Annotated in this window: 9 protein-coding genes; 5 read left to right on the top strand and 4 right to left on the bottom strand. The window is 72.7% G+C overall.

Translation table 11 applies throughout. The features are described from left to right. Positions 1–127 precede the first annotated feature (127 nt). Together WMF28_RS00610 and WMF28_RS00615 are read left to right on the top strand one after the other, a co-directional pair. On the top strand, positions 128–1,054 hold the full coding sequence (locus tag WMF28_RS00610; protein ID WP_437600041.1) for a hypothetical protein: 927 nt from the start codon (positions 128–130) through the stop codon (positions 1,052–1,054). Positions 1,055–1,062: 8 nt separating this feature from the next. Further along, positions 1,063–5,070: a serine/threonine-protein kinase gene (locus WMF28_RS00615; protein WP_437600043.1), complete on the top strand. Its 4,008-nt coding sequence runs from the start codon at positions 1,063–1,065 to the stop codon at positions 5,068–5,070. Between the two features lie 25 nt (positions 5,071–5,095). Here the strand turns inward: WMF28_RS00615 and WMF28_RS00620 are convergent, their stop codons facing one another. Then, positions 5,096–6,061, bottom strand: a complete 966-nt coding sequence (locus tag WMF28_RS00620; RefSeq protein ID WP_437600044.1) for a hypothetical protein — start codon at positions 6,059–6,061, stop codon at positions 5,096–5,098. Positions 6,062–6,221: 160 nt separating this feature from the next. On the opposite strand from WMF28_RS00620, the gene WMF28_RS00625 reads away from it, so the two are divergent. The 3 genes from WMF28_RS00625 (at position 6,222) to WMF28_RS00635 (ending at position 9,707) form a co-directional block, all read left to right on the top strand. Further along, complete coding sequence (locus WMF28_RS00625) at positions 6,222–7,388, top strand: hypothetical protein (protein ID WP_437600045.1); 1,167 nt, start codon at positions 6,222–6,224, stop codon at positions 7,386–7,388. Next, on the top strand, positions 7,385–8,488 hold the full coding sequence (locus WMF28_RS00630) for a metallophosphoesterase family protein (protein ID WP_437600046.1): 1,104 nt from the start codon (positions 7,385–7,387) through the stop codon (positions 8,486–8,488). Before WMF28_RS00625 ends, WMF28_RS00630 begins: the two co-directional genes overlap by 4 nt. A gap of 73 nt (positions 8,489–8,561) precedes the next feature. Continuing rightward, positions 8,562–9,707: a trans-sulfuration enzyme family protein gene (locus WMF28_RS00635; RefSeq protein WP_437600047.1), complete on the top strand. Its 1,146-nt coding sequence runs from the start codon at positions 8,562–8,564 to the stop codon at positions 9,705–9,707. A gap of 234 nt (positions 9,708–9,941) precedes the next feature. Here WMF28_RS00635 and WMF28_RS00640 read toward each other — a convergent pair whose 3' ends face one another. The 3 genes from WMF28_RS00640 to WMF28_RS00650 all read right to left on the bottom strand — a co-directional run bounded on the left by WMF28_RS00640 (position 9,942) and on the right by WMF28_RS00650 (position 13,569). Then, complete coding sequence (locus WMF28_RS00640) at positions 9,942–11,861, bottom strand: hypothetical protein (RefSeq protein ID WP_437600048.1); 1,920 nt, start codon at positions 11,859–11,861, stop codon at positions 9,942–9,944. A 370-nt stretch (positions 11,862–12,231) separates the two neighbouring features. Further along, a complete protein-coding gene (locus WMF28_RS00645; RefSeq protein ID WP_437600050.1) occupies positions 12,232–12,846 on the bottom strand; it encodes a LysE family translocator in 615 nt (204 codons plus the stop codon). 126 nt (positions 12,847–12,972) lie between these two features. Then, positions 12,973–13,569 carry a hypothetical protein gene (locus tag WMF28_RS00650; protein ID WP_437600051.1) on the bottom strand — a complete coding sequence of 199 codons (597 nt, stop codon included), beginning with the start codon at positions 13,567–13,569 and terminating at the stop codon, positions 12,973–12,975. Positions 13,570–13,575 lie beyond the last annotated feature (6 nt).

Genomic DNA, 13,575 nt, shown 5'->3' on the forward strand with positions numbered 1-13,575 from the left:
AGCAATAGTTTTCTGATCGGGTAATAGTTTTTATAAAGTTGTTAAGAAGGCATACACAGGAGCGTTTCCAAATGGTAACTTAAACTTTCCCATAGCTCGACCTCGTTCCAAAAACCCGCGATGAAAGGTGGAGACCGTCATGGAACTTTGCTGTACGCGTCTCGTTGCTCTTCTCGTAGTACCTCTGGTTACCACCGCCTGCATCGGCGCCGAGCTCGACGAGGAGTCGGAGGCGCTGCTCGCTGAGGCCGAGAGCGCGATCGAAAGCAACAACGGCTACTTGCCGAACGCGCTGAGCCTCAACGCGCTGAGCCTCAACGCGCTGAGCCTCAACGCGCTGAGCCTCAACGCGCTGAGCCTCAACGCGCTGAGCCTCAACGCGCTGTCGGCCATCAAGAATCCGGGAGCGAATGGCACAGCGTCGAGGGAGGTTCTGCGCTACGTCGTGAGCTGTGCGCTGCGCCCCGACCAGATGTTCTCGTTCTCGTGGACCGACAGCGCCGGGGTCGTCCGCCAGGAGGTGTACCGCGGCGACCTCGGCTACGCGCACTGGTGGCCGACCACCCCCCTCGGCACCGCCTACAGCGACAACACATATGTTCAGAGCCAGATCACGGCCTGCCTCGCCGCGCGGATGAACTGGTACGGTATCTCGGTGAGCATCTCCCTGCGCAACAACGAGATGACGTCGACTTCGGCGGAGCGCGCGGCCTATCCGGTGAGGGAGGGCGCGTTCTGGGGCAACGTGTTCGCCAACACGGAGGCACCCTTTCTGCGGGCCTGCTACTCATCAGACGCAGGAAGCATCGCGCGCGCGCGCCAGGTGCAACGCGACTGTGCGGTCGGCCACCTCAGCGTCGACCCGGTGACCGGGGCGACAACCGTTCAGCAGTGTGGTCCCATGGTGATCGTGGGCTCCTGCGAGACGGTGTGCAACGGGTCGGACAACACGAACGGCTTCTACAGGGGGTGTCTCAAGAATCCTTCGGTCTCGCCTTGGGAACGCTGGGACCAGGTGATGACCACGTTCTTGACGCCCGCCCCCTCCCCCTAGGAGCGTGAATGCGCTCGGAAGCGCTGCGAGACGAGGAGCCGGAACGCCCGACGAGGGAAGCGGGGCGCTGTCCGGCTTGCGGGCGGCGGAACCAGGGCGCGTGCCCCGAGTGCACGCTGTCCGCCCGGCCGCCCGCCGGGCAGTCGTCGATCCCTCCGGACATCACGGCGATCGTCCCCGTCGCCTTGCCTCGCTTCCCCGGCTACTGGACCCGCAGGACGCTGGGGCAGGGCGGCTTCGGTCTCGTCTTCGAGGCCGAGCCCGAAAGCGGCGGGGCGCGCGTGGCCATCAAGCTCGCGCGCGTCGATCGGCGCGGCGCAGGCCAGCGCCTCCGGGGTGAGATCGAGGCGCTCGCGGCCGTCGGTGCCCCCCATGTGCCGGCCGTGCACGGGTGGGGGGCGCTGGAGGACGGCTCGCCCTACGCGGTGATCGAGCACATCGCCGCGCCCACGCTCGCCGCCCGGCTCGCGGCGCGGCCGGCGCCGAAGCTCGAGGAGGCCGCCCGGCTCGGGCTCGCGACGCTCTCGACCCTCGAGGCCGTGCACGCGCGCGGCTACGTGCACTGCGACCTCAAGCCCGAGAACATCCTCGCCGAGGAGGCGAAGGCGACCCTCATCGACTTCGGTATCTCCCGCGTCGTGGGGCGGCGCTACGACGGGCAGGACGAGGATCTCGCCGTGGGGACGGCCGAGTACATGGCGCCGGAGCAGTCCGCCGGGGGGGTCGACCTCGACGCGCGCGCCGACATCTATGCGATGGGCGTCATCCTGTACGAGCTCTTCGCGGGCCGACCCCCGTTCTGGGGGCCGCGCGCGGCGGTGCTGGAGGACCACCGGAGCCGCAGGCCGCCGCGCCTCTCGGCCAGCGTGGCCGTGCCGCGGGCGGTCGAGGAGGTGGTGCACCGCTGCCTGGCCAAGGAACGGAGCGAGCGGTTCGCGAGCGCGACCGAGCTCCGCGTGGCGCTGGAGCGTGCGCTCCGGGACGAGCTCACGACGAGCGCGCGCGAGGCGCCGCGCTCCGTGGCCGGCATCGAGCGCCGCGTGATGGGGCTCCTGTTCTTCGAGAGCGCGGCCGATCGCGTCGCCGTGCAGCGCAGGCTCCGGGCGCTCGGCGGCGAGCTCGCGCACGCCTCCGGCGCGCGCTACGTGGGCGCGTTCCCCCAGGAGGGCGCGGCCAGCCCCGCGTACCGCGCGCGGCGCGCGGCCGACGAGCTGCTCCGACGCGGGACGTGCGCGCGGGTCCTCATCGATCTCGCGCCCGTGTCGATCCAGGCGCGCCCGGACGGGGCGCGGCGGCTCCTGAGCCCGCTCTTCTCGCGCGCCGAGCGGTGGCCCTCCGCCGCCGGGCCGCCCGGGCCGTTCCTCACGCCCGAGGCATCGGCCGCGCTCCCGGAGCCGTCGCGCGCCCCAGCGAGCGACGAGCTCCCGCCGGGCATCGAGGACCAGTCGCGGGAAGCGACGCGCCCCGGCGCGTTCGTCGGCCGTCGCGACATCCTCGATCAGCTCCTGGAGAGCGCCGAGGAGGCGCTCCGCCTGAAGCATCCCACGGTCGTCTCCGTGACGGGCGGGCCCGGCCACGGGAAGAGCAGTCTCTTCGTCGAGCTCGGCAAGCAGCTGCGGGAGCACCTGCCGCACGCCCACATCATCGACCTCCGCGGGCACGAGCCGACGAGCGCCGCCTCGGACGCGACGCTCCACGAGCTCGTGCGCGAGGCGCTCGGCATGCCCGAGGAGCCCCCGAAGAGCGGCGTCCGCGCGGCGCTCGCGGAGCGGCTCGGCCCCGCGCTCGGCGAGGAGCTCTGCTCGGGGATCGCGATGGCGCTCGGGTGGGTGGACGAGCAGACGGGCGTCGATGTCTTCCCCGAGCTCGAGGCGCTCCGGGCCGCGCCCGGCGCGCTGCGCTCGGCGCGCGTGCGGGCGGCGGGCGAGTGCCTGCGGCGGCGCGCGGCCGCGTCGCCCGTGATCGTGATCCTCGACGACGCGCACTTCGCCCACGACGCGACGCTCGCGGCGCTCGAGTACGCGGCGCTGGCGGACGAGGCCACGCCGCTGTGGATCTGCGCGATGGGGCGCCCGGCGTTCGCCGAGGCGCACCCTTCCTGGGGCGAGCGCGCCGCCCGGCGCGAGGTGTTGCGGCTCGATCCGCTGGACGACGAGAGCGCGCGGGCGCTGTGCCGGCGGCTGCTCCTGCCCGCGCGGGACGTGCCGGAGCCGGCGATCGAGCGCCTGCTCGAGCGCTCACAGCGGGTGCCGCTGCTGCTGGTGGAGCTCGTGCACGGGCTCAAGCGCGAGGGGATCCTGCGCCGGCACCCGCGGGGAGACGCGTGGTACCTGGCGACCGACGAGCTCGATCGGCTCCCCGCATTGCCGGCGCTCGATCCGCTGGCGCAGGCGGAGATCGCGGCGCTCGGGCCCGCGCTCGGGGCGCACGCGCGGCTCGTCTCGCTGCTCGGCGCCGAGGTGTCGATCGACGAGATCGCGGGCGTGCTGCGCCACCTGGACGAGCGCGGCGAGGGCGCGGCTTTCCCGCTCGACGCGCGCGTCGGGACCGAGCGGCTGCTGAGGGCGGGGGTGCTGGTCGGCGATCGGAAGGGCGGGCTGCGCTTCCGGCACGCGCTGGTGCGGGAGGCCGTCGCGCAGGACGTCGCGGAGTCCGAGCGGCGGCGGATCCACCAGGCGGCGTACGAGCACCACCGCGAGGCGAATCACGAGGGCCGGGAGCAGCGGCGGTTCAAGATCGCGCACCACGCGGCCGAGGCGGGGCTCGCGGACGTCGCGGAGGAGGCGTACCTGGCGATGGCCGAGCGGGCGCGGGGGCGGCACGCCTACGTGGAGGCGGAGCTCCACTACAGCCGCGCGCTCGCGCAGCCGGCCACGGAGCGCGGCGAGCGGCGGAGGACGGCGTACCGGGGCCGGGGGCTGATGCGCTACCGGCTGGGTCGCTACCACGATGCGCTCGGGGACCTCGATCGCGCGCGCGCGATGGCAGTCGAGGAGGGCGACGTGATCGAGCAGATCGAGATCCTGCTCGACGAGGCGACGGCGCTCGATTGGATGGACGACTACGGCCGATCCAAGCAGCGCGTGGAGGAGGCGAGGGCGCTCGTCCACGGTGATCTGCCGCCCGCGCTGGCGGCGCGGCTCTCGATGGCGGCGGCGCGCTCGCTCCACCGCGAGAGCCGCGATGAGGAGGCGGCGCATCAGTTCGAGCGCTCGGCGGCGCAGGCAGAAGGCGTGGGCGACGAGGGCTACGAGACGCTCGTGGTGTCGCTGCTCCTCCTGGGCTTCATCTACCCGGGGCTGGGCAAGCTGGACGAGGCAGGCGCGGTGCTGGATCGGGCGATTCGCATGTGCGAGGAGCGCGGCGATCTCCTGCACCTCGGACCGGCGATCAACGGCCGGGCGCTCCTGCGGGCCTGTCTCGGGGACAGCGCGGGGATGATCTTGGATTTCTGTCGACTGCTCACCATCTCGCGCGAGCTGGGTCTCGGGACGGTGGAGCTCGTGAGCGAGTTCAACCTGGGCGAGTACCTTTACCTGATGGGTGACCTGAACGCGGCCGTGCCGCACGTGGAGCGGGCCATGTCGCTGGAGCGCCAGCGGCGGGGGGAGGAGATACGGCCGGTGGTGCAGCTCCTTCAGGCGAGGCTGCTCCTTTACCAGGGCGAAGAGGGCAGGGCGCGGGAGATCATCGAGCCCATCCGGGCTCAGCAGACGAATGCCGCCGCGGCGGGGGGCGAACAGACGGCGATGACCCCCGCGGAAGAGGTGCTGTGGTCGATGATCGACCTGGCGACGCGGGAGGCGAGCGACGAGGAATGGGACGAGCTCGAGCAGCGGTCCACTCGCCATTTCGTGGGGCAGGAGCAGATCGAGGTCATCGAGGCGCGGGCGCGGGCGCGCTCGCGGCGCGGCCGAAACGAGGAGGGGAAGGCGGCGCTCGCGAGGGCGATCGAGGCGGCGGGGAGGATCCCCAACGTGATGCGGGAGCGGCTCGAGCGGCAGCGAGGAGCGTAGTTGGCCGAAGCAGGAGAGGCACGCCTCAGTCGCAGTCGAGGCACCTCCACTCGACCTGGCCATCCGCGGGCACCCCGAACCGCTCGACCGTGTACTTCTCGATGTCGATCAGGAATCCCGAGGGCCGGGCGTTCTCGGTGCAGCACCCGCTGCAATCGGAGTCGGCGCACATGTCGTACACCGTGACGTCGATCTCCTTGCCATCCTTCCGGAGACGCAGGGTCTTCAGCTTGTAGGCCTCGAAGTCCTTGGAGTGGACGGCCGCGATGTTGTGCTCCTGGACCCAGCTCTCCGACTGCTGCCCTTCGAGCGCCGCGAACTGACCTGCCCACATGCACCCGTTGAATTTGATGCACTCCTCGCTGCCTGGGTCGGGGTACGACTCGAACTCTGTCAGGCTGGCCGTGCGCCACACCACGCCGGTGTCGCCCCCTGAGCCGGTGTCGCCCCCTGCGCCGGCGCCGCCCCCTGAGCCGGTGGCGCCCCCTGAGCCGGTGTCGCCCCCTGCGCCGGCGCCGCCCCCTGAGCCGGTGGCGCCCCCTGAGCCGGCGCCGCCCCCTGAGCCGGCGCTGCTCGCTGAGCCGGCGCCGTCACAGCTCGGATCCGTCAGCTCGATGCTCGAGGGGGTGAACGAGGCCGCCGAGGTCGTGGAGAAATGGAACGTGAACGACGCGCCCGGACCCACCGATACGCTGGAGGTCCTCGAATACGTGCACGTGGACCCGGATTGCGTGTGGGTCCAGCCCGCCTCGTCATAATCGCACGTGGCGCCGCTCGGCACCCCGAACGCGACCTCCGGCCTCGTCCAGCCGGTCGATCCGGTATTCTCGATCCCGATCGTGCCCCAGTAGTCCGGACTCCCGTCGTAAACGCTCGTCGTGACTCTGTACGAGCAGGATGCAGGATGCTGCTGCACGTCGGAGGAGGTGCCGGACGGAGGCGCTGGGTCCGTCGAGCAGGCGACGAGCGGAGAGAAGATCGCCGCCAACACGATCGGAAGCCCCGGTACCCGTAAAGTTCGACCCGTACTCATGCGAATATTCCCTTCTTGTTGGATGCAACGTATGGGCTCAAGAAACGATGAAAAGCACATCCACCGCCAGAAATCCGGCGCGGCCGTGCCACGGTAGACGTCCGCCACGCAGAGCTCGATGCTGAGGCCCCCGCGTACGACAGGCCATCTCCACGCCCTGCTGCTCCTCCTCGTGACCGCGCCGGCCCAGGCCGACGCGGGCGAGGGCGAGGCCGCGCCGGGCTCCCCCGCCATGACCGCGCCGGGCGAGGCGCCGGCGACCGCGGCGCCGGCGAGGAAGGACGTCTCCACCGGGCGGCGCGCCCTCGCCGCGGCCGGCGCGGTGTTCCCCGGAGTCCTCGCGCACGGCACCGGGCACCTGATCCTGGGCGAGCCGCGCACGGGGTGGACCCTCCTGGCGCTCGAGGGCGCGGGGGCCGGGCTCGCCGTGGGCGGGCTCGCGGGCGCGGCGGTCTCCGGGGCCTCGCGGCGCGTCATCGCGCCGATCGTGCTCGCCACCGTGACGGGCGTGGGCCTGTTCGGGATCTCCCTTCTGGCGGACCTCTATGGCGTGCTCGCCCCGGAGGGCGGCACCGGCAGCCCTCCCTCGTCGCTGCCCTGGGTCGAGACGCAGATCGGATTGGCCTACGTCCACGACCCCACGTTCGCCTACCGCACGTTTCTCGTGCCGGGCATGGATCTGCGCCTGAGCTCGCTCCGCCTCTCGGGCTCCGGCTGGTTTGGCCTGAACGACGACAATGCGCGCCTCCGCGCCGAGGCCGCGCATCGCTTCATCGGCCCCGGCACGCCGGACGGCCCGCGCGCGGCGGACGGCTCGTTCCTCGAGCTCGAGGGCGCGCTCACCCATCACCGCTACACGTCCGACGACTTCTCGATCACCACCGGCGAGGTCACCCTCCAGGGCCGGCTCGATCTCGCCCACATCGGGCGCACGCTGCGGGGCTCGTTCGCGGAGATGGGGTGGGGGATCGCGATCGAGGGCTACCGCAACGGCGGCCGGCCGTTCGAGGGGAACGAGCTCTTGATTCCCCACTTCGCCTTCGGCATGTACCTCGGGCACGCGGGGTATCCGCGCGGCGAGGCCAAGGTGGTTTACGGCCACCGGCACGACGGGTACGCTGGCGGCGCGAAGATCCCCGGCCTCGGCAGCGGCGTCCCGGGCCACCTCGGCCTGCAGGGCCGGCTCTACGCCTCGCCCCGCTGGGGACTGCTCGCCGACGTGCAGGCGGGCTCCGCGTACGTCGGGCGCCTGTCGCTGCTCTTCCGCCCCGGAGACTCGCCATGATCCCGAGAGACGCTCTCCTCGCGCTGCTCGCCCTCACCGCGCCGCTCGCCCTGTCCTGCCTCGACGTGGCCGAGGGCCGCGCGCGCCGCGATCAGGAGGTAGGAAAGGCCTCACGGGGCCAGGCGCGCGTCGCCGTGGACGAGGGGCTCGCGGCGATCCGCCGCCTCGAGCCGGGAGAGCTCTCGCTCTGGGCGAGCGCGCCCGCGCTCTCGATCCGCCTCACCGACGAGGCGGGCGGGCCGTGGACGGTCACGATCGAGAACATGCTCGCCGACGCCGAGCTCTCGGCCCGCGTCGGGGACGAGCGCGTGCCCGTGGAGCTCGTCGACGCGCCGTTTCCGACCCAGCGCACCTTCCGCCTCTCCCTGCCGCCCGGCGCCGAGGCGACCCTCTCGCTGCGCCCGCCGGACGAGGCGCGGCGCGCGCCGTGGCGGTTCGCGGTCTTCGCCGACGTCCAGGAGGAGATCGACCGCGTTCAGGACATCTACGCGAAGATGAACGAGGCGGAGGGCGTCCGCTTCGCGCTCATCAGCGGCGATCTCACCTCGCAGGGCTCGGCCGAGCAGCTCGAGCGGTTCCAGCGCGAGATGAAGACGCTCCGTTTCCCCTGCTATGCGACGCTCGGCAACCACGAGCTCGGCACGCGGGACGACCTCTACCATGAGTGGTTTGGCCGGGGGAACTTCCGCTTCGTGTTCCGGGGCGTGCAGTTCACGATGCTCGACTCGGCGAGCGCGACGATCGATCCGCTCGTCTACGGGTGGCTCGACGGCTGGCTCGCCGAGGGGCAGGAGCTCTTGCACGTGGTCACGATGCACCTCGCGCCCCTCGACCCGGTGGGCTCCCGCAACGGCGCGTTCGCGAGCCGCGCCGAGGCGAACAAGCTCCTCACGATGCTCGCGGACGGGCGCGTGGATCTCACGTTCTACGGCCACATCCACTCGTTCTATGCGTTCGAGAACGCGGGGATCCCGGCGTACATCTCGGGCGGCGGCGGCGCGATCCCCGAGCGGCTCGACGGCATCGGGCGCCATTTCGTGACGGTCGACGTCGAGCCCCCCGGCACGATAGCGCAGGTCGCCGTCGTCCGCGTGGATTGAGCCGAGGGGCGACCGTCCCGCCGGTCGATCCACCCCTGGGGCGCGCCGCGGCGCCCGCGCTATCCTCGGGCCCATGACCTCTCCCGAGACGCTCGCCGCGCAGGCGCGCCACTTCGTCGACGACGCGACCGGCGCGGTCGTGCCGCCGCTGCACGCGAGCACGACATACGCGCGCGACGAGGGCTACCGCCTGCCCGCCGCGCACGAGTACACGCGCGACGACAACCCGACGTACCGCGCGCCCGAGGGGCTGCTCGCGGAGCTCGAGCGCGGCGCCGACGCACGCCTGTTCGCGTCGGGCATGGCCGCCGCGACCACGGCGGTGCAGGCGCTCTTGCGGCCGGGCGCGCGCCTCGTCGCCTCGCGCGCGATGTACAATGGCCTCCGTCTCTGGATGACCGAGTGGTGCGCGACATGGGGTGTCGACCTCGAGCTCGTCGACGCGACCGACCTCGACGCCCTCCGCGCGGCCGTCCAGCGCGGTCCGACGTCCCTCGTCTGGATCGAGACGCCCGCGAACCCCACCTGGGACGTTGTCGATATCGCCGCCGCGGCCGACATCGCGCGCGCGGGCGGCGCGCGGCTCGCCGTCGACTCGACGGTCGCCACGCCCGTCCACACGCAGCCGCTCGTCCTCGGCGCCGACCTCGTGGTGCACGCGGCCACCAAGGCGCTCAACGGCCACAGCGACGTCCTCGCCGGCGCGATCGTGGCCGCGCGCGACGACGAGGCATGGCAGCGCATCCGCCACCTCCGTCGCGTGCAGGGCGCGGTCCCCGGTCCGTTCGAGGCGTGGCTCCTGCTGCGCGGCATGCGGACGCTCTTCGTGCGCGTCGGCAGGGCGAGCGCCACCGCCCTGGAGCTCGCCCGCCGGCTCGCGGCCCACGCCGGCGTGGAGCGGGTGCTGTATCCAGGGCTCGAGTCGCACCCCGGTCATCCGGTGGCGGCGCGGCAGATGAAGGGCGGGTTCGGGTCGATGCTCTCGGTCCTCGTGCGGGGCGGCGCCGAGGACGCGCTCCGCGCCGCCGGCCGCGTGAAGGTCTTTCTCCGCGCGACCTCGCTCGGCGGCGTCGAGAGCCTTGTCGAGCACCGGGCGACCGTCGAGGGCCCGCGCACGCTGGCGCCGCCGAACCTGCTCCGGCTCTCGATAGGCCTCGAGTCGATCGACGACCTCTGGACCGACCTCGACGAGGCGCTCCGGGCGCGCTACTCGCCATGAAGCTCGAACGACGCGTGCTCATCCGCCGGACCTCGAGCGCCGCCGCCTTGATGTTGCCCATCGGCGCCGCGGTCGCTGCGAGCGCGCCGACTCCACACGAGCCAGGGCGGCGACGAGGAGACGACCTACTCCCCGGGCGTCAGCGCCTGGACGACGGACCAGACGCCCACGATCGACGTCTCGATGTGAGGCGGCCTCGAGCGCTGCCCGCGCGCCTCTCGAGGGGGACCGGCGTCAGCGCGAGCCGAGCGCGATCGCGTCGTGGATCGCCGCGAGGGGCAGCCGCACGCGGGCGGTGACGCGGGCGGCGCCGGAGCCGAGCACCTCGGAGGTGACCGCGAGCGGGATCGCGACCTCGCCGCGCGCCGGCAGCGTCGCGAGCCCGGCGAGCTCCTTGGCGGCTTCGTCGATCGCCCCCGGCGTGTCCCCGCGCGCCGCCAGCAACACGAGGCCCGCCAGCGAGAAGAGCCCGCCGGCGAGCGTCCCGGGCTGCCGCAGCGCCTCCAGGCCCGGCGCCGCGGCGAGCGTGCGCTCGTCGCGCCCCGGGTCGGCGGCGACGCGCAGCCGCGCCACCACGGCGGCGTCGTTCTCGCCGATCCCGAACCACGTTCGCTGGCCGGCGGGCACGACGTAGAAATGGGTCGTGTGCGCGGGCGGGGCGTCCTTCGTGAGCGGTCTGGAGCGCAGCTCGATGTGCAGCGTCCCCGCGGGCAGCGTGGCGGGCGCGCGGACGATCACGGGCGTGGTGCGCTCCTTGTCCTCGTCCTTGCTCGCGCGGCCCCCCGGCGCGCCGCCGGGCGTGCCCGCGCCGCCGGGCGTGCCCGCGCCGCCGGCCGCCTCCGGGCTCGCCTTGAGCCTGTCCAGCTCTTCGCCGAGCAGGAGCAGCTCCTTCATCCCCGAAATCCAGGTCTGGGCCGGCTCCTCGACCGCGACAAGGATCCAGCTCTGCAGCGCGCGGTGCACCGCCTTCTGCGAGCGCGCTGCGCCCTTGCCGCGCTGGTGGGCCGCGAGCGCCTGCTCCGCCGCCGCGCGATCCCCGCCCGCGCCCATCACGATGGGGCCGCCCGTGAGGGCCAGCGTGTCGAGGCGCTCGATGAGCCGATCGAACGCCGCCGCGTCGTAGCCGTCGTCCACCATGTCGTCGCGCAGCGCCGGGAAGATGGCCTCGCGCAGCGGGGTGAGCTCCGCGCGCGACGCGCCCTGCGTGTAGAAGGCGACGGCCGTGTCGCCCGGCAGGCGCAGGAAGGCCGGCGGGGGGGCGGCGTCCGGCGCCACGGCCGGGGCGAAGGCCCGCGTGAGGGGCGAGCGCCGGCTCGCGAAGCGCATGCTGAAGCCGATGTCGACCTCCGCGCGGCCCCACCTGAGGTCCATGCTCATGCTCTCGAGGTCGCGCATGAACGCGTCGCCGATCTCCTGGCCCAGCGCCCCCGAGCGGCCGTCGTCGCCGTCCGCGTCGTCCTGGCTCTTCATGACCTGGCGGAGGGTCCACTCCATGATCTCGATCCGCGCGTCCGCCTCGATCGGCTCCCGGCCCACGACCTCCACGAGGTAGGGCGCGGCGGCGTCGATATCCTTCGCGTCCTTGGCGCAGAGCAGGCGCGCGCCGCCCCGGCGCTCGCCGGGCTCGAAGGCGCAGCTCTGGCGCGGTGTCTCCTCGTCGGGATCCGCGTCGCGCGCGCGCTCCACGCGCAGCATGCCTCGGTGCTCCTCGAGCACGAAGCGCTCGTGCAGCCGCGACACCTCCTGCTCCGCGACCGACAGGGAGACCACGGGGCGCAGCTCCGGGTCCGTGATGCCGAACCAGGCGACGTCGATCGGCTTGTCCAGATCGACCACGTCGGCGAGCGCCGGCCCCAGCGCTTGCTCGAGCAGCATCTCGGGACCCATCGGGCCCGCGCTGAACAGCAACACGCCGAAGGGCGTGCTCGCCATGAGCTGCGTGACGTGGCTCCAGCTCCGCTGCGGGTCGGCGATCCGCAGCACCGCGGAGAGCCCTTCCGGCGCGGTCACGGGCTGCGCCGCCGCGGGGGCGGGCTGGGCGCGCGCCGCGCGGGGCGCCGGAGGCAGCGGCGCGACAGGGCCATGCTGGGGAGCCGGAGCGCCGGCGCACGCGGCGACGAGGGCGATCGGGAGCAGGAGGGCGGCGCGTCTCATGAAGCGCCGATCGTCGCGCCCGAACGGCACGCGTGGCAAGCGATCTCGGCAGGCGCCGGGCGCCGCGCGCGGGAGCTTCATCACCGTGCCGGCGGCGCTGTTCGTCCAGTCATCGAATGCTCGTCTGTCCTGTCGCTACGTCGCGCCGAGGGCCGCGGCGATGCCGGAGCGCTGGGTGCTGAAGGTGGCGATGCCGCGTCGCACCTCGCACGCTCGCGCCGGCCTGTCACGGGCCGATGTGCGGCGGGAGCACCTCGGCGGTCCTGCCCCTGGAGCGCTCTCGCTGGCGAGCTTGCGGTGCGGCGGCGCGAGCGCGTCATGGGACGAGGGCGGCGCGGGCGCGACATCGGCCTACGTGGCCGGGCCTGCGCTATCCGCGGAACAGCACGTACACGCCGGTGCCGAGCATCACCGTTCCGGCGGCCATGTTCAGCCTTCTTCTTGCCGTGGTGTTCTCGAAGAACGATGTCGCCCTCTCGGCCGCGTACGCATAGCCGAGCTTCACCCCGCCCACGACGCCGGTGGCGATCGACATGAGGATGGCCGTGTCGGCCAGGGACACCCTCGACAGGTCCAGGAACGCGGGGAACAGACCCATGTAGAAGAGGATGGCCTTGGGGTCCGCGAGCGTGATGAAGAAGCCGCCGAGGAAAGCAGAGAACCGGGCAGCGCCGGCCGCCCGCCCGGCGAGGGCGACATCGGGCCTGGCCCTCCACAGGCCCGCTCCCAGCCAGATGAGGTACGCGGCGCAGGCGTATTTCGCCAGGACGAACAGGCTGCCCATCGCCTCGGCGATGGCCGTCAGGCTGTAGACAGCCAGCGCGATGAACACGAGGTCGGCGGCGACGATTCCGCCGACCATGAAGAGCGCGCTCGTGAATCCCGATGCAGCGGACCTCGCGACCACCGCGATATCGCTGGGTCCGGGGACGACAGCCAGCACGAGCATGGTTCCGAGCAATGCGACGATGTTGTCAGGGGCCATGGGGTCGGATCCGGATCAAGGAAGAGGCGCCGCGAGGGCTGCGCGACCGTCCGGACGCCGCAGACGACGACGAGACGGCCTTCATGGATACAGGGTCCGGCTTGCCCGAGCCACGAGGCGCGCGCCTCAGCGCGCCGGTTCCGTGCCCCTGTCGTCGAGCTCCGGCCAGGCCGGCCGGAGCGGGATGATGAGCGCATCGAACCGAGCGGGCAGGGAGACGGGGGTCGCGGCGTGCAAGCAGAGCTCCCGGCCGGGCCCGAGCACCATCTGGCGCATCCACAGGCCGGCGCTCGCATGATCCAGGACCGGCGTGAGCTGAGCGAAGAGCTCACCGTAAGACATGCCGTCGGGTTTGCCGAACCAGTGGGCGTACCCGGGCGTGCGCAGCGCTGCTCCGGCCCGCAGGCGATACAGTCCACCGGCCCCGCCGCTGGCCGCTGCGGCCGCCGCGTCGTGCGGCGCCGAGCGGCTGGCGGAGACCGCGGCCTCGTTCAGCGCGCCGAGCGCACCGAAATCTTGCACCAGGTACCAGTCCTCGTAGACGTCGCCGCCGCCGGCCGCCCAGGGGGCCCCTGAGAGCCCGACGCTGAACGACCGGAGAAAGCCTGACGAGGGCGCTGCAGCGAGCGCCGCGTGGAAGGCCCGCTGTCGGCGCTCGTACTCCTCCGCGGCGGTCTGTGGCTGTCGCCAGTGCCAGAACACATAGGCCAGGGGAGGGCTCACGGGCGC

The organism is Sorangium sp. So ce590 (assembly GCF_051521365.1).
Lineage (GTDB): Bacteria > Myxococcota_A > Polyangia > Polyangiales > Polyangiaceae > Sorangium.

What these genes read in the sequence shown, in the direction of transcription:
- WMF28_RS00635 (WP_437600047.1), top strand. Translation starts at nt 8,562, where the DNA reads ATGACCTCTCCCGAGACGCTCGCCGCGCAGGCGCGCCACTTCGTCGAC.
- WMF28_RS00625 (WP_437600045.1), top strand. Translation starts at nt 6,222, where the DNA reads ATGCTGAGGCCCCCGCGTACGACAGGCCATCTCCACGCCCTGCTGCTC.
- WMF28_RS00630 (WP_437600046.1), top strand. Translation starts at nt 7,385, where the DNA reads ATGATCCCGAGAGACGCTCTCCTCGCGCTGCTCGCCCTCACCGCGCCG.
- WMF28_RS00645 (WP_437600050.1), bottom strand. Translation starts at nt 12,846, where the DNA reads ATGGCCCCTGACAACATCGTCGCATTGCTCGGAACCATGCTCGTGCTG.
- WMF28_RS00615 (WP_437600043.1), top strand. Translation starts at nt 1,063, where the DNA reads ATGCGCTCGGAAGCGCTGCGAGACGAGGAGCCGGAACGCCCGACGAGG.
- WMF28_RS00640 (WP_437600048.1), bottom strand. Translation starts at nt 11,861, where the DNA reads ATGAGACGCGCCGCCCTCCTGCTCCCGATCGCCCTCGTCGCCGCGTGC.